Here is a 15,377-nt window from a genome sequence, read left to right as displayed (position 1 = left end):
CCGACCGCTACCCGGCGGCCTCTGGTGTGTGGGCCGCGACGCCACCACGCTTGAACCGCTTGCGCCGTTGAAGGCCCCAGTAGGCGAACGTGAAGTACACCAGCGTGCACCAGATGGTCACGTCGTAGAACAGCTCGCGATTCACGTAGTATTCGTAGAGATCCGGGCTATCGAACATGACTCGCCAGGCCAAGACGGCGGGCACGATCAAACCTACCCCGCACCAGATGACGACAATGCCCTTGGACAGCCATGTGTTGTCCTCGATCCTCTGGCGATGCTTCTCCGCCGCCTTGCGTTCATGGCGTTCAGCCACCCGCTGATGGAAGTCTTCCAGCGCGCGCTGCTGCTCTGGATAAGCCTCACAGGCCCCTGCCCGCCGCGCGAGAACGACATAGATCAGGATGGAGACACACCAGGTAGGGAGAAACAGATAGTAGAACGGCATGATATCCAGCACGTTCAGTCCCACACCAAAGGCCAGCGAAAGAAGCCAACTGGCAATGGCTGGACGATTGTCTGCCAGCCCCTTGAAGCTGGCCCAGTATGACGTCATGCCAAGCCGCGGGAACAGCTGGTACTCGGCAAAGGCAATCCCGCCTACGGGCACCAGTATCAGGCCCGCATAGGTCAGCAAGGGCAGCATGCTGCGGTAGACGAACGGGAAACAGCTCGCCCCCATGACGCCTAAGCCTACCAGCATGGTCACTTTCCAGCGCTTGACCTCAGGCATCAAGGCTTGAGCTGCCAGGCCTGCTCGGTACAAGTTCGAATTGGCGGTCGTCCATCCTGCCACGACCACGATGACGAAACCGGAAAGTCCGAGCGCATAGAAAGCCACATCGCCGGGGTCCACCACCATGATGCTGAGCTTCATGGTAGCCGCGGTCGCCGCCCCCATGAGCCCGGCCGAGATCCAGGCAACGTAGTGACCAAACATCATGCCTGTACAGGTGGCCAGACCGTAGCGCACCTTGCGTGCATAACGCAGAAGCGCCATATCGATCAGTCCGAAGTGCGCAAAGGTGTTGGCCGCCCATGCAAAACCGATGACCTCCCAGAGACCGATACCTGGCTCGCCTTCAGCGTTGACGCCGGTGAACACGCTGGCACTGGCAATGGCAATGAAATCAGAGACACTGGTGAGTGTCGTGAAGCCCGTCACCGACTCCGCCAGCGCTGGAATCAGCACCATGCCCCCGGCGGTAAACATGACCATCAACCAGGGGGCACAGATACTGGCAAACTCGCTTAGCGCGTTGAAGCCAAACGCTGCCACCAGCACCACGATCGCCCCTACGGCAAAGGCAATCAGCACAAAAGCCACGTCCGTAGGGTAGGGAGCCACTTGCGGAGGCACATCGAACAGCACGCGTACTGCGGTCGCTGACACCGTGATCATGGCCGCCGAGATGGCCGAGAAGATCACCACATTGGCGCCATTGTAGAGCTTGGCCATGACATTACCGGCGATCCGCTCCAGATAGGCAAACAGGCTCAATCGCGTGCCTACCGCGATCGGGGCCGTAATCAGCGTGAAGCTCAACACCGCCAACGTATTGCCGATGATCAAGCCGATCAGGATGTCCCATATTCCCGCCCCCAGGCCGACAAAGGTGGCACCTATCACGAACTCCGTCGCAGCGACGTGTTCCGCCGCATAGAGCCCGAGAAAGTGTCTGGCACCATGCTGCTTGTGAGGCGACACCGGCAGCTGCTCATCGTCGATGCGCTCCAGCGGCTGATGGGGGTTGAACCCGGATGAAGCCATGGCAATCTCCTTGTCCCGGCGCAGGACACTACGCCTGGTATCACGAGGCAGTGGGCGGCCTGGCGCTAGCTTCACGCCGGCAAATGACGTCCACAGCCGATGCATCATTGATCGGCAAAGCGGGCCTGCTCGGCCACCTTCTGGGTTACCCACTGCGCGTTTTCCAGCGCCTCATCGACCGTTATCTCGCCTGCCAGCGCCTTCGCGAAGCGATTGCCTACCGCCGTGGCGATACCAGGAAAGGCAGCAATCGCCACGTACTGGATGCCACGATACGGCACTCGCTCCACCGTCGGGTTCCCAGGATCTGCGGCTGTCAGCGATTCCAGCACCATGTCACTGTATGGCGCTGCGGCCTGATAGTGGGGATTGGCATAGAGGGAGCGGCGAGTACCGGGAGGGACCTGAGCCCACCCTTCATCCTCGGCGACCTGACGTTGGAAGTCTGCCGAGGTGGCCCAGGCGATGAAACGCTTTGCCGCGTCGCTACTAGTGGAGCTCGACGGTATCGCTAGCGCCCATGCCCACAGCCAGTTGGCTCGCTTGCCCATCCCCTGCTGTGGCGCCAATGCAAACCCCACCCGATCGGCCACCATTGACTCTCGTGGGTTGGTGACGGCGGACGCCGCGACCGTAGCATCCACCCAGATCGCGCACTTGCCCTGCTGAAACAGCGCCAGGTTGTCATTGAAGCCCAGTTGCTCCGGATTCGGTGGGCCATACTCCCACAACAACGATAGGTATTGGTCCAGGGCGTCACGCCAGGCGGCCGTCGCCAACTGCGGGACCCACTGCATGTCGAACCAGCGGCCACCATAGGCGTTCGCCATCGCCGTCAACAGCGCCATGTTTTCGCCCCAGCCCGGCTTGCCCCTGAGGCATATGCCGTAGTGCTCATCAGGGTCATGCAACGCAGCGGCAGCCCGGGCGATGAACTCCCAGCTCGGTGACTCGACCATGCTCAACCCGGCTTCGGCGAAAAGATCCTCGCGATACAGGGTAAATGCCGACTCCGCATAGAATGGAGCAGCATAAAGCTGCCCCTGGAACGACAGCGCTTCACGCACTGTGGGCAGTAGATCATCCACCTGGTAGCTGGCTGGCAGGTCGTCAAGGGGAAGCAGCCACCCTCGCTCGGCCCAGATCGCTGCCTCGTAGGTACCAATGGTCACGATGTCAAAGCGCCCCCCCGCAGTGGCGATATCCGTCGTCACATGCTGACGCAGAGTGTTTTCATCCAGCGCCACCCACTGCAACTCGATATCTGGATTCGCGGCGGTAAAGCCTTCACTGAGCTGTTGCATGCGGACCATGTCACGGTTGCCCACCGTGGCGATGGTCAAGGCACTGACCGGCGACGATTCAGCGAGCGCCGGCCCCGTGCTTAACACGCATGTCAGGCTGCCTGTTACCAACACGGTTCTGAGCAACATGACACCTCCTAAAGTTGCCTTTAACAAACACCTATTAAGCAAACTTAGCAGGCTCCGCCGGATACACACTCCGTAACTGTGCAGCTATGCACACAATCAACAACGCCCTGCAATGGTCCGAAGCGACCGTCGCAGGGCGTGCGGGTAACGACTAGAGGGAAGAAGGATCAGCTGCCAGGTTGCCAGCCGTTGACAATGGGATAGCGGCGGTCGCGGCCAAATCCGCGCTGGGTCACGCGTACACCGACCGGTGCCTGTCGGCGCTTGTACTCACAGCGGTCCACCAGCTTGACCACCTTGTACACATCCTCGGCACTGTACCCTGCCGCGATGATGGCTTCGGCACTCATGTCACCCTCGATATAGCGCACCAGAATGGCATCCAGGGTGTCGTAGTCAGGCAGCGAGTCACTGTCCTGCTGGTCCGGCGCCAGCTCAGCGGAGGGCGGACGATCGATCACGCGCTCGGGGATGACCAGGTTTTCGGTGTTGCGCCAGCGTGCCAGGCGATACACCCACGTCTTGTAGACATCCTTGATCGCGTTGTAGCCCCCCACCATGTCGCCATAGAGAGTGGCGTAACCCACCGCCATTTCACTCTTGTTGCCGGTCGTCAGGACCATCAGTCCCTTCTTGTTCGACAGTGCCATCAACAGCACGCCGCGACAGCGGGACTGCAGGTTTTCCTCGGTGGTATCCCGCTCGGTCCCTTCGAAGCTCTCGGCCAGAGTGTCCATGAAGGCTTCGACCATGGGCGCGATGGGCATGACCTCGTAGCTGACGCCGAGAAGACGGGCCTGTTCGGCGGCATCTTCCTTGGAGATATCGGCGGTGTAGTGATACGGCATCATCACCGCGTGCACCCGCTGAGGCCCCAGTGCATCAACCGCGATGGCCAACGACAGCGCCGAATCGATACCACCGGAGAGGCCCAGTACCACCCCCTGGAAACCGCTCTTGTTGACGTAGTCTCTCAGCCCGGTGACCAGCGCACTGTAAAGGTCTTCTTCTGGCGCCACGTCGAGGTCTAACTCCCCCTGACGCGGTGACCAGCGACCCTTTTCGTGAGAAAAATGAACAGGGCTCAGCCAGATGTCCCAGTGGGGAGCCTGGACGGCGAGGCTGCCATCGGCATCGACGCAGCAAGAGCCACCGTCAAACACCAGCTCATCCTGGCCGCCGATCTGGTTGACGTAAACCAGCGGCAGTCCCGCATCACGTGCGCGCTGCTCGAGCAGTGCCAGGCGCTCCGCAGGCTTGTTCTGGTGATAGGGTGAAGCATTCAACGTCACCAGGATGTCAGCACCGGCAGCACGAGTCGCCTGGATCGGCGCTTCCTGCCAGATGTCCTCACAGATCAGGACACCCAGCTTCGCCCCTTTATGCTCGATCACCAAGGGGCTCGCACCGGCAGTAAAGTAGCGCTGCTCGTCGAAGACCTGGTAGTTGGGCAGCGCCTGCTTGGCATATTCATCCAGCCACTGTCCGTTGTAGAGGACGCCCGCCATATTGTAGAGCGCGCCTTCGCGACGTCCGGGATAGCCAACGATGACCATCACGTCGCGCACCATCTTGGCGGCCATGCGTGCGCGAGCTTCACGCAATCGCGTCTCCATGGAGGGGCGCAGCAAGAGGTCTTCGGGGGGATAGCCGGTCAGAAAAAGTTCCGGCAGAACAACCACGTCAGCGCCGTGCTCGAGGTAGGCCTCCCGCACGGTCTCGATCGCCCGGTCGGCATTGCCGGGGATGTCGCCCACCAGGGGATCGAGCTGCGCCATCACCAGAGTCAGGTCTTGCATGAGCGAAGAAATCTCTCGAAAATCGATAGGGTCAACCCATTGTCCCGCAAGGGCCGCCAAGTGGCAAAGGCCGCCGCTCATCGAGGGCCGCCTCCCCACCGGGAGTAAGGATGAACCTATTGATTATCCGTCTGCTGATCTTTGCCGTGGTGTTTTTCGCCGGACTCAAGCTGTATCGCATGTACCGCGAATGGAAGCTCGAGCAACAAGACCACGGCCCGAGCACACAGCAGGGCGGAAAAATGGTCCGCTGCAGTTGGTGCAACGTGCATCTGCCGGAACAGGACGCCCTGCGTGCGCAGGGACAGTGGTTCTGCTGTGGCGACCATCGTGACAAGTCCCTGGCAGAGCACGAGGACAAGGACAGCGACGACTAGGCCTCGGGGGCCAGCCTGTCATTGCTCCAGCCGGCCTTCCAGGGCATAGGCGGAGGGCTCGATAATGGGCCGGCGTCCCAGCATCTGGTCGACCAGCAGCCGCGTAGACGCCGGAGCCAGCACCAGTCCATTACGATAATGCCCGGCATTGACGTGCAGGTTGTCCCAGCCGGGGGCTCTGCCGATGAAGGGCACCCCATCGGGCGACCCCGGGCGCAGCCCCGCCCACTGGTGTTCTACCTCACAGCTTGCCAGCGCAGGGATGATCCCGGTGGCAGACTGCCACAATGATTGCCGGGCCTGCTCATCGACTCCCTTGTCGAACCCGGCTTCCTCCAGCGTCGAGCCTGCCAGAACGCGACCATCACCCCGGGGAATCACGTAGCGCCCGTCCATCAACACCACCCGCTCCACCATGCCAGGCGGCGCCTTGAACAGCAGCATCTGGCCCTTGACCGGCCGCACCGGCAGGCTGAGATCCGCCAGCTTGGCCAGCTGGGCGGACCATGCACCCGCACAGATCACTACCTGGTCAGCGCCGACGTCTCCCTGGTCCGTGGCTACCGAGGTGACGCGCTGGCCCTGCCGGTTGAGCCCTGTGACCGACGTCTGCTCGGCAAAGGTCACGCCAGGCATGCTTGAAAGCCTCGTCTTGAGCGAACGCATCAAGCGCGGGTTGCGAATACTGCCCAGCGTTGGCATCCACAGGGCGTCCTCGACATCCTGACGCACCTGAGGCTCCTTGGCGCGAATCACCTCCGCCCCTACCCGAGACAGCGGCTTGCCGACTCCCCTGGCCCACGCCAAGGCGCGTGTTTCATCTTCGACACGCAGGTAGAGAAGCCCCTTCTGCCGGTATTCTGGATCTATCCCTGTCTCTTCGAGCAGGCGCAGCGACAGCTCGGGATAGGCGCCCTCGGACCAGCTCGCCAACTGGGAAACAGGGTCGCTATAGCGCCATGGGTAAAGCGGCGAGACGATCCCTCCTCCCGCCCAGGAGGCTTCTCTTCCACATTGCCCGCGGTCGATTACCGTGATGCTGTGGCCAGCATCTGCCAACTGCAGGGCCGTCATCAGCCCAATCACGCCACCGCCGATCACCACAAACTCGCTCAAAACACGCCTCCCACCTGTCTACCCCACTATCGAGAACTACACTCGGAACAACACCCGCACGACCAGCAACGCTTCAACGCCATCATCACCTTTGTCGTCAGCCCCAGGGGCATGACGCCGGGCGCGACGGAGGTCTGCCCGTTTATTTCGCCAGCGTTCATTTCGCCAGCATTGGCGGCAGCGAAGGGAGATTGCCATGGACGACGACCGATCTGCTACGCAGCGTCCTTGCCTCCAAAGACCTCAGTCGGGTGCGACCCTGCTGGAATTGCTGCTGGTCATCAGCATTATCGGCATGCTGAGCGCGGTGGCCGTGCCGGGCTATCGCGCGATGATCGCTCGCCAGCATATCGCCAGCGACGTTGCGCGGCTACAGGACGCCCTGGCGCTGACCCGCAGTACCGCGATTGTGCGTGCCTCCCAGGTCACCCTGTGTCCTAGTGCTGATGGCGTACACTGCGGTACTGACTGGACAGGAAAGCTGTTGATCAAGGCAGGAGCTCCGAGCTGGGGTGGCGCCACACTGCGAGTGTTCCCTCCAAGCCTGCTGCCGCGCATTCGCTTTCGCGAGGACCACAAGCCCGTCAGGTTCTTGGCCAATGGACGGGCCAGCGGGCACAACGGGACCTTTGAGCTGTGCACAAACGACCGGCGTCATGTGCGCCTGGTACTCAGCAATTTCGGGCGCCTGCGCAGCGAGACTCACTCCACAACGACGCCCTGCCTCGAAGGCTAGGCGGATCGATCCAGCCACAGGGCACCATCGGCACTATCACCACCACCGAGCTCCGGCTCTACCCTCACGTTGTGATCGACAATCACGGTCCCCGCCGACACCAACGCCCCTTGCACCTCGAACGTCGCATTGTCTACATCACCGTGAATGGAAATACCGTTCGCCCAGACGCTGCCGTCCAGGATAACGCCACCCTGACCATTCAGCGTGACCTGCCCCGTCGCCACCACATCACAGCCATAGCTGCCGGAAGGCAGCGTCATGGTCACCGCTCCATCCACGATCACCGTATCCAGATCAGCATGGGCGGACAGGTCCATGGTGCCGTCAAAGCCCCTGTCGCTATCACACAGCACGGTGTGATTCTGATACGCACAGCCACTCGCATCAAACGGCACCCCCTCAAAGGCCGCGAACACTTCATCCATGTAGGGTCTCGGATCGAGCGACGGAGCGGGCTGCCCTGGCGACGGCGCAGTGTTCCAGCACATCTGCACATCGTTCGGACCATAGTTGACGAAGGGGCCCGCCGACACGGTGTCACAGCCATCCGGGAGCGCGGGAACGGGACTTGCGCCACCGTCCCCTTTCGATGCGGCAATAATGACACCATGCAATGCCAGATGATGGGATCCATCCTCGACGTAGCCCACGACAAGACGAGCCGCACTTCCCTCATGATCGCAAGGGGACCACCGGTAGCCAACGCCTGGCTGATTCGGCAGGGTACCCGCCTCTCGCCAGGAGGGCCCCCACCCTCCTGCCATCACCTGCTGCTCCAACACCTGGCAGGTTTCCTCGGTGGCAGACAGGGGCATATCGATATCTTGCATCACCTCGGCAGCGCCCCAGTCGGCGGCCATCTGTGCTTGAGCCATGGCTCGCATATTGCCCGCAAGACGTTCGTCGACCACGGAGGACTGGACCGCTGCCATGGCAATTACCGAGGCGATGGCCACTAGCGACAGCACCACCAGAAGCACCGCCCCACGCTGTCTGTCACACATCGAACATCTGTTCATGGCGAGCCCTCCAGCGATGCCATGGCGGTCTGGCGATTTACCACGTGCAACGACAAGGGCACGGGACTGTGAGGCAGGCTCAGCGTGATGCGATAGAGCCCCTCACCAAGCGACTCCAGCACGGGATCCTGGTCACAGTGACCGCTATCGGCCAGGCCATCGACCAAGGGCTCACCACTCAGCGCATCGTGCAGGGTGCAGCCTTCGCCATCGAGCGAAGGCCTGAGCACGTAGCTGTCTACGTCAGCCGCCCCGCGCCGCACCGCGGCGGTCACGGTATCCAACGCATAGCTGATCACTGCCTGACGATCGGCGAGTCGTAAGACCGTATTGGCGCTGACGTTGGCCTCATGAAACAGGTTCCCCGCGGCAAGGATGACCAGGCTCCCCACTAGCATGGCCACCATCAGCTCGACCAGTGACACGCCACGCTGCGCGCCCAAGCGGATAGCGAGGTGCCCGCGCCCCAGCCCGCTCATGCGGGGTCCCTGGCCGGCAACTTGACCCAGTACTCGAACACGCTGGGATCGGAGAAGCGTTCGTCCTGCCAGCGAATCGATATCTTGAAGGCGCAGTCTTCGGCAGGCTCGATCGACTGATCGGCGTCGGCAAGACCCGGTAGAAAGGGCGCCCAATGCTGGTGCCACTGATGTGAACGCAGGCTTTGCGCAGCATCGGGAGGACACTCGCCGTCTAGCGCCGTCATGCTCGCCCACAGCAGCTCCCTGGCATCCTGGGCGGCCAGGTCGGCGAGGGACCGCTGAATGCTGGAGTGCGCCCCCTGGAGGCTGCGCAGCTGCAGCCCTGCAATACCCAGCAAGCCAACTGACAGCAGCAGCAGGGCCACCAGTGCCTCAAGCAGGGAAAAGCCACGCTGCCTCGCTGGCGTGATCATACGGCCCCCTCTCCCGCCCCCGAGCGTACGATGCCGCTGGGCTCCACGCGGATCCAGCGGCGCTCGCCTGCAGGCGAGCTCAGCCACAGCCGGCATGGTGGCTCGAAGTGACACTGGTCAAGCCGCCCCATGAGGTCAAAGGTGACGTCACCGGCGGTCAGGGTCGTGCCATCGGTACGTGAGCTTTGCTCGATCATCAGCGCTTGTTCGCCGTGACTGGCGGACACGGGACAGCCCTCAGCAGCGCTGTTGCCTGCCAGCACCTCCAGTCGCCAGTGACCGCTGCATTCCTGCACTCGTACTGTCACATTCTGACGGCGAGTCAGGGCCGTCGTCCGTGCCAGGGTCAAGGCGCCCACCAGCTGGTTGGCATCGGCGACCAGACGCTCATGCCGCAACCACTGGTGCAGATTGGGCACCGCCACTGTCGCCATCAGCGCGACCACCGCCAAGCCCAGGACCAGCTCCATCAAGGTCATCCCTCGCTGGCGGCGACTACCAGCACTCATTCGGTGCACGCTCCCCGGTCTGGTCCATGGTCAGGCTGTCGCATCCGCCCTTGACCGAGTGGGCATCCACCGCCCGGGCCTCAAGAAAGAAGCGACCCGGATAACGCTCCACGGTCAGCAGATAGAAACCTGACGCCGAGGGCGTGGCCAGGCCATCGCAGGCGGGCGCATCATACGCCTGGTCACGGGTGTAGCAGCGCTCCAATGAAGAGGCCGCGGTCAACAGCAGCGCGCGGCCATCGGCGACCCGGCTCTCCCGCAGGTGTTCGGTGTACATCGGGTATGCCACCGATGCCAACAGGCCCAGGATGGCGACACACAGCAGCAATTCCAGCAGCGTAAAGCCCGCCTGGCCTCGCCGCCCCCCTGCTGCCGTCTGCCGTCCTGACGAAGGCAGGGGGCCAGCGCAACGGCGGCAACCTGCTGTGCGCCTTTGGCGATCCCCCACGCATGCACCGCGCCTGGCTGGCGGCTGCAGTCTTACCATCATCAGGCATCTCCGGCTCGTTTTCGCCCCAAGTATGTCCCAGAGGAACGGCCAAAGGCAGGCGCTGGATCAAGGATCTGTCACAGAGCAACGAATAGGCACAGAAATCTGGTCACCCTGAGCCTTGGATGCAAAAACGCCGCCCTGTGACAGGCGGCGCTTTTATATCGGTGCTTTCTTATCGACGCATTCTTGTCGACGCATTCTTGTCGGCGTGAAGCTCAGCGCTCGCAAGGGGTCTTGCTCGAAGACTAGTCGCTGACGATCACCCGGTCACGCAGCTCTCGGGGCATCGAGAAGGTAATCGTTTCTTCACGCCCTGCCAGTTCCTCGGGCGCTTCGGCTCCCAGTTCGATCAGCCGGTCGATCACACCCTTGACCAGCACTTCGGGGGCACTGGCCCCGGCCGTAACGCCGACGGAAGTCACGCCGTCGACCCACGCCGGATCAATTTGCTCGGCATTGTCGATAAGGTAGGCGGCGGTGCCCACACGCTCGGAAAGCTCCCGCAGTCGATTGGAATTGGAGCTGTTCGGGCTGCCCACCACCAACACCAGATCTGTTGCCGCGGCCAGTTCCCTCACCGCATCCTGACGATTCTGGGTGGCGTAGCAGATATCGTCCTTGCGCGGGCCTTGTATCTCGGGGAAGGTCGCACGCAAGGCGTCAATTACGCGAGCGGTGTCATCCATGGAGAGGGTCGTCTGGGTGACGAAGGCGAGCCGACTGAGATCCTTGACCTCCAGTCGAGCGACGTCATCCTCATCCTCCACGAGGTAGATCTGGCCACCATAGGAAACATCATAACGTCCCATGGTCCCTTCCACTTCAGGGTGGCCCTCGTGGCCGATCAAGATGCACTCTTGCCCACGGCGGGCATAGCGAAGCACCTCCATATGGACCTTGGTCACCAATGGGCAGGTGGCATCAAACACCTTCAACCCGCGCTGCTCGGCTTCCTCTTGCACCGCTCGCGATACACCGTGGGCGGAAAAGATCACGATGACATCATCGGGCACTTCATGCAGCTCTTCGACGAAGACCGCGCCGCGCTCACGCAGGCTATCGACCACAAAGCGGTTGTGGACCACTTCATGACGCACATAGATCGGCGGTCCGAACACATCCAGCGCGCTGTTGACGATATCGATGGCCCGGTCGACGCCGGCACAGAAGCCGCGGGGATTGGCCAACTTGATTTGCATGGTCTGCCTTGCCTTGGCGCCTTCTAGGCGTCTGATTGAGCGGTGGTTTAGCAAATGAATACACTGCTGGTGGATCAGGCTCTCACCCGCTGGGCCTCGCCTGACACACCCAGAGACGCAGGCCTGTCAGTGCGTCGTGGCGGGTTTGACGCCCAGTACCTCGACCTCGAAGGTCAGGGTGCGTCCTGCCAGCGGATGGTTGAAGTCCACTTCCACCATGTCTCCATCCAGCTCGGTGATGACACCGGGAAGCTCGTCACCGTTGACGTCGGCAAACGACATCACGGTGCCCACTTCGGGCTCATCGCCGTTGAACACATCGCGCTTCATGCGCTGAATATTCTGCGGATTGTGCTGGCCAAAGGCATGCTCGGGGCTGACCTCGAAGCTGCCGCTATCGCCATCTGTCATGCCCTTCAGCGGTTGCTCGAAACCGGGTGGCAGGTTGCCGTCGCCCAGCTGAAAGGTAGCCGGACTCTTGTCGCGGGTGCTGTCCACCACGGTGCCATCTTCCAGCTTGAGGGTGAAGTGCAGAGTGACTTCCATGCCCTCGTCGATACGGTAGTCGCTCATGGGATCTCCAAAAGAGTGACAGGCCGGCGGGGGTCGGTAACGCCCCCGCCGGCAAAGGAGGGGTTAGCCGCGCCGGGCGCGTCGACGTTCGCCGAAGATGGACTCCCAGATCAGGCCGATGGCCCCCAGGGTAATACCGATATCGGCCACGTTGAAGGCCGGGTAGTACCAGCCCGCCACATGGAACGACAGAAAGTCGACCACGTAGCCATGCACCAGCCGATCGTAAAGGTTGCCCAGGGCGCCCCCGATGATCAGCGCCAGGCAAGCTCCCAGCAGCTTTTCATCCTGGCGCAGCCGCTTCATCCAGATGGTCAGGCCGACGGTGGCCGCCACCGCAATGGCGGCAAACAGCCAGCGCTGCCAGCCTGGGTGGTCAGCCAGGAAGCTGAAGGCGGCACCAGTGTTGTGCAGCAACGTCAGGTTGAAGAACGGCAGCACTTCTACCGGCGTGGCGTAACTCAGGGACTGGCTCATCAGCGCCTTGGTTCCAAGGTCGAGCACGATCCATACCAACGCCAGCCACCACCAGCGCAGCGGCTGCTTCATCGGTTGCACCTGAGAACTCATCGCGTCCTTTGCCTCCTTGGCAGTCGACTCGGCCGAATCAGGCATAGTAACGCACCTCGCCCGAGCCATCGGGCAGGTTGCTGACACAGCGCGAGCACAGGTCGGGATGCTCGGGCAGCGAGCCTACCTCAGGACGATGATGCCAGCAGCGCTCACACTTGGCGTGGTCACTGGCACTCACTGCCACCTTGAGACCTTCGACATCGGTGTCCGCGGCATCGCTGGCCTCGGCCAGCGGCGCCAGGCGCACGTCGCTGGTGAGCATGACAAAGCGCAGCTCATCGCCCAGCCGCGACAGTAGCTCGCTGAGTTCATCGCTGACGTACAGCGTCACCTCGGCGGCCAGGCTGCCCTTGATGGTCTTGGCGTTACGGGCGTCTTCCAGGCACTTGTTGACCGCTTGCTTGACGGTCAGCACCTGCTCCCAGAAGTCACGGCCCATGCTGGCGTCGCCACTGAGGGTGGACAGACCGGTGTAGTAGGTCTCCAGCAGTACGCTGCGGCCCTGCTCCAGACCTTGCTCACCAGGAATATTCTCGAAGATTTCCTCGGCGGTGAACGACAGGATCGGCGCGACCCAGCGCACCAGCGCCTGAACCACGTGATACAGCGCGGTCTGGGCGCTGCGACGGGCCTGGGAGTCCGCCTGGGTGGTGTACTGGCGATCCTTGATCACATCCAGGTAGAAGCCACCCAGCTCCCGCGCACAGAAACCATGCACCTGCTGATAGACGTCGAGGAAGCGATACTCGGCATAGGCCGTCTCGATGCGCTCCTGCAGCTGGGCCGCGCGGTCCACCACCCACTGGTCCAATGCCAGCATGTCATCGAAGGCCAGCGCATCGCGCTCGGGGTTGAAGCCGTTGAGGTTGGCCAGCAGAAAGCGTGCGGTATTGCGAATGCGCCGGTAGACGTCAGCGGTGCGCTTCAAGATCTCGTCCGACACCGCCATCTCGCCTGAGTAGTCGGTAGACGCCACCCACAGGCGGAGGATATCGGCCCCCAGCTTGTCCATCACCTCCTGCGGAGCCACCACATTGCCCATGGACTTGGACATCTTGCGGCCTTGCGCGTCAACGGTGAAGCCGTGGGTCAGGAGACCGCGATAAGGCGGATGACCATCGATGGCGCAGCCGGTCAAAAGCGAGGAGTGGAACCAGCCACGATGCTGGTCGGAGCCCTCCAGGTAAAGGTCCGCTCGCGGCCCGCTCTGGTGCCCATGGGGGTGCGAGCCACGCAGTACATGGCGATGGGTAGTGCCAGAGTCGAACCACACATCCAGCGTGTCGGTGACCTTGTCATACTGACCGGCCTCGTCGCCAAGCAGCTCTGCCGGATCAAGGCTGAACCAGGCGTCGATGCCGGCCTGGTCAACCAGATCTGCCACTTGCTCGGTCAACTCTACCGTGCGCGGGTGCAGCTCGCCGGTCTCCTTGTGCAGGAAGAACGGGATCGGAACCCCCCAGTTACGCTGGCGGGAGATACACCAGTCCGGGCGGTTGGCGATCATGCTATGCAGGCGAGCCTTGCCCCAGGCCGGCACGAACTGGGTCGCTTCGATGCCCTCAAGTGCACTCTCGCGCAGGGTGCGGCCATCGTGCCCCGGAATGTCCATACCGACGAACCACTGGGCGGTGGCACGGTAGATGACCGGCGTCTTGTGGCGCCAGCAGTGCATGTAGCTGTGAGTGATGGTCTTGTGGGCCATCAACGCACCTGTCTCGGACAGGGCCTCGACGATCTTCGGATTGGCCTTCCAGATCAGCATGCCACCGAACAGGGGCAGATCATCGACATAGCAACCGTCGCCCTTGACCACGCTGATGAAGTCGCTGAAGTCCATGCCGTAGCGACGGCAGGAGTCGAAGTCATCGACCCCGTGCACCGGTGCCGAGTGAACGATGCCGGTGCTGCCTTCATCGCAGGTCACGTAGTCGGCCAGATACATCGGCGCGGTGCGCTCATACAGCGGGTGCTGGAACTCGATCAGCTCCAGGCGCTCACCGCGAGCGGTAGCGACCACGTCACCGCTGAGACCGAAGCGTTCCAGGCAGCTCTCTACCAGGTCCTCGGCCAACAGCAGCAGTCGCTCGCCCGTGTCGACAAGCGCATAGTTGAATTCGGGATGGACGTTGAGCGCCTGGTTGGCCGGAATGGTCCAGGGCGTCGTGGTCCAGATCACCACGGCGGCAGGCTTCGTCAGGCTGTCCAGGCCGAACGCGGCGGCGAGCTTGTCAGCATCGGCACAGGTGAAGGCCACATCGATGGCATCGGACTTCTTGTCGGCGTACTCGACCTCGGCTTCGGCCAGGGCAGAACCGCAATCGAAGCACCAGTTGACCGGCTTGAGTCCCTTGAACACGTAGCCGCCCTTGACCATATCGGCCAGCGCGCGAATCTCACCGCCCTCATTGGCGTAATCCATGGAGCGATACGGGTTGTCCCAGTCGCCCACCACGCCCAGACGCACGAAGTCCTGAAGCTGGCCCTGGACCTGCTCGGCGGCGTAGTCACGACACAGGGCCCGCGCCTTTTCGGGCTCCAGGTGCTTGCCGTGGGTTGTCTCGACCTTGTGCTCGATGGGCAGACCGTGACAATCCCAGCCCGGCACGTAGGGTGCATCGAAGCCCGCCAAGTTCTTCGACTTGACGATAATGTCCTTGAGAATCTTGTTGACGGCATGACCGATGTGAATGCTGCCATTGGCGTAGGGAGGGCCGTCGTGCAGCACGAACACCTCCTGGCCCTGGCGTGCTTCACGCAAGCGCTGGTAAATGTCCAGCTTCTGCCACTGTTCAATCCGGGCCGGCTCGCGCTTGGGCAGCATGCCGCGCATCGGGAATTCGGTTTCTGGCAGATTCAGAGTGTGCTTGTAGTCGCTCAT

At 62.2% G+C, this 15,377-nt stretch carries 15 protein-coding genes; 2 read left to right on the top strand and 13 right to left on the bottom strand.

Annotated elements, in window-relative coordinates:
* Positions 1-7: 7 nt before the first annotated feature.
* From KUV86_RS14565 to KUV86_RS14555, 3 genes are all read right to left on the bottom strand, one after another.
* Positions 8-1,771 (bottom strand): purine-cytosine permease family protein, encoded by a 1,764-nt coding sequence (locus tag KUV86_RS14565; protein WP_222485271.1) that lies wholly within the window; start codon positions 1,769-1,771, stop codon positions 8-10.
* 104 nt (positions 1,772-1,875) lie between these two features.
* Complete coding sequence (locus tag KUV86_RS14560; protein WP_222485269.1) at positions 1,876-3,204, bottom strand: ABC transporter substrate-binding protein; 1,329 nt, start codon at positions 3,202-3,204, stop codon at positions 1,876-1,878.
* A 167-nt stretch (positions 3,205-3,371) separates the two neighbouring features.
* Entirely contained in the window at positions 3,372-5,003 is a 1,632-nt protein-coding gene (locus tag KUV86_RS14555) for an NAD+ synthase (RefSeq protein ID WP_222164057.1), read from the bottom strand.
* A 110-nt stretch (positions 5,004-5,113) separates the two neighbouring features.
* Between KUV86_RS14555 and KUV86_RS14550 the strand changes: the two genes are divergently transcribed.
* Entirely contained in the window at positions 5,114-5,380 is a 267-nt protein-coding gene (locus KUV86_RS14550) for a PP0621 family protein (RefSeq protein ID WP_222164058.1), read from the top strand.
* A gap of 18 nt (positions 5,381-5,398) precedes the next feature.
* Here KUV86_RS14550 and thiO read toward each other — a convergent pair whose 3' ends face one another.
* Complete coding sequence (gene thiO / locus KUV86_RS14545) at positions 5,399-6,496, bottom strand: glycine oxidase ThiO (protein ID WP_222485268.1); 1,098 nt, start codon at positions 6,494-6,496, stop codon at positions 5,399-5,401.
* 196 nt (positions 6,497-6,692) lie between these two features.
* On the opposite strand from thiO, the gene KUV86_RS14540 reads away from it, so the two are divergent.
* Positions 6,693-7,232: a GspH/FimT family pseudopilin gene (locus KUV86_RS14540; RefSeq protein WP_222485282.1), complete on the top strand. Its 540-nt coding sequence runs from the start codon at positions 6,693-6,695 to the stop codon at positions 7,230-7,232.
* On the opposite strand, the gene KUV86_RS14535 is transcribed toward KUV86_RS14540, so the two are convergent.
* The 9 genes from KUV86_RS14535 to ileS form a co-directional block, all read right to left on the bottom strand.
* Entirely contained in the window at positions 7,229-8,254 is a 1,026-nt protein-coding gene (locus KUV86_RS14535; protein ID WP_222485267.1) for a PilX N-terminal domain-containing pilus assembly protein, read from the bottom strand. The two genes, KUV86_RS14540 and KUV86_RS14535, sit on opposite strands and share 4 nt — an antisense overlap.
* Entirely contained in the window at positions 8,251-8,733 is a 483-nt protein-coding gene (locus KUV86_RS14530) for a PilW family protein (RefSeq protein ID WP_222483735.1), read from the bottom strand. The genes KUV86_RS14535 and KUV86_RS14530 overlap by 4 nt, the downstream gene beginning before the upstream one ends.
* Positions 8,730-9,149 (bottom strand): type IV pilus modification protein PilV, encoded by a 420-nt coding sequence (pilV, locus tag KUV86_RS14525; protein ID WP_222483737.1) that lies wholly within the window; start codon positions 9,147-9,149, stop codon positions 8,730-8,732. Before pilV ends, KUV86_RS14530 begins: the two co-directional genes overlap by 4 nt.
* On the bottom strand, positions 9,146-9,658 hold the full coding sequence (locus tag KUV86_RS14520; RefSeq protein WP_222239128.1) for a GspH/FimT family pseudopilin: 513 nt from the start codon (positions 9,656-9,658) through the stop codon (positions 9,146-9,148). Before KUV86_RS14520 ends, pilV begins: the two co-directional genes overlap by 4 nt.
* Positions 9,645-10,148, bottom strand: a complete 504-nt coding sequence (locus tag KUV86_RS14515; RefSeq protein WP_222485266.1) for a type IV pilin protein — start codon at positions 10,146-10,148, stop codon at positions 9,645-9,647. Before KUV86_RS14515 ends, KUV86_RS14520 begins: the two co-directional genes overlap by 14 nt.
* Positions 10,149-10,396: 248 nt before the next feature.
* Complete coding sequence (gene ispH / locus KUV86_RS14510; RefSeq protein ID WP_222485265.1) at positions 10,397-11,350, bottom strand: 4-hydroxy-3-methylbut-2-enyl diphosphate reductase; 954 nt, start codon at positions 11,348-11,350, stop codon at positions 10,397-10,399.
* Positions 11,351-11,476: 126 nt separating this feature from the next.
* Positions 11,477-11,923, bottom strand: coding sequence for an FKBP-type peptidyl-prolyl cis-trans isomerase (gene fkpB, locus KUV86_RS14505; RefSeq protein WP_206943994.1), 447 nt, complete (start codon positions 11,921-11,923; stop codon positions 11,477-11,479).
* A gap of 63 nt (positions 11,924-11,986) precedes the next feature.
* Positions 11,987-12,493, bottom strand: a complete 507-nt coding sequence (gene lspA, locus KUV86_RS14500; RefSeq protein ID WP_224852145.1) for a signal peptidase II — start codon at positions 12,491-12,493, stop codon at positions 11,987-11,989.
* Between the two features lie 37 nt (positions 12,494-12,530).
* Positions 12,531-15,377, bottom strand: a complete 2,847-nt coding sequence (gene ileS / locus KUV86_RS14495) for an isoleucine--tRNA ligase (RefSeq protein ID WP_206943998.1) — start codon at positions 15,375-15,377, stop codon at positions 12,531-12,533.

This window comes from Halomonas sp. DP8Y7-3, from assembly GCF_019801675.1.
GTDB classification, from domain to species: domain Bacteria; phylum Pseudomonadota; class Gammaproteobacteria; order Pseudomonadales; family Halomonadaceae; genus Halomonas; species Halomonas litopenaei_A.
Note: the sequence above shows the minus strand (reverse complement) of the source record. Positions and strands in the feature narration are given on the sequence as shown.

Bases quoted from the DNA above. Each gene is read 5' to 3' on its own strand.
- KUV86_RS14565 (WP_222485271.1), bottom strand. From the start codon at position 1,771: ATGGCTTCATCCGGGTTCAACCCCCATCAGCCGCTGGAGCGCATCGAC.
- KUV86_RS14560 (WP_222485269.1), bottom strand. From the start codon at position 3,204: ATGTTGCTCAGAACCGTGTTGGTAACAGGCAGCCTGACATGCGTGTTA.
- KUV86_RS14555 (WP_222164057.1), bottom strand. From the start codon at position 5,003: ATGCAAGACCTGACTCTGGTGATGGCGCAGCTCGATCCCCTGGTGGGC.
- KUV86_RS14550 (WP_222164058.1), top strand. From the start codon at position 5,114: ATGAACCTATTGATTATCCGTCTGCTGATCTTTGCCGTGGTGTTTTTC.
- KUV86_RS14540 (WP_222485282.1), top strand. From the start codon at position 6,693: ATGGACGACGACCGATCTGCTACGCAGCGTCCTTGCCTCCAAAGACCT.
- KUV86_RS14535 (WP_222485267.1), bottom strand. From the start codon at position 8,254: ATGAACAGATGTTCGATGTGTGACAGACAGCGTGGGGCGGTGCTTCTG.
- KUV86_RS14530 (WP_222483735.1), bottom strand. From the start codon at position 8,733: ATGAGCGGGCTGGGGCGCGGGCACCTCGCTATCCGCTTGGGCGCGCAG.
- pilV (WP_222483737.1), bottom strand. From the start codon at position 9,149: ATGATCACGCCAGCGAGGCAGCGTGGCTTTTCCCTGCTTGAGGCACTG.
- KUV86_RS14520 (WP_222239128.1), bottom strand. From the start codon at position 9,658: ATGAGTGCTGGTAGTCGCCGCCAGCGAGGGATGACCTTGATGGAGCTG.
- KUV86_RS14515 (WP_222485266.1), bottom strand. From the start codon at position 10,148: ATGATGGTAAGACTGCAGCCGCCAGCCAGGCGCGGTGCATGCGTGGGG.
- ispH (WP_222485265.1), bottom strand. From the start codon at position 11,350: ATGCAAATCAAGTTGGCCAATCCCCGCGGCTTCTGTGCCGGCGTCGAC.
- fkpB (WP_206943994.1), bottom strand. From the start codon at position 11,923: ATGAGCGACTACCGTATCGACGAGGGCATGGAAGTCACTCTGCACTTC.
- lspA (WP_224852145.1), bottom strand. From the start codon at position 12,493: ATGAGTTCTCAGGTGCAACCGATGAAGCAGCCGCTGCGCTGGTGGTGG.
- ileS (WP_206943998.1), bottom strand. From the start codon at position 15,377: ATGAGCGACTACAAGCACACTCTGAATCTGCCAGAAACCGAATTCCCG.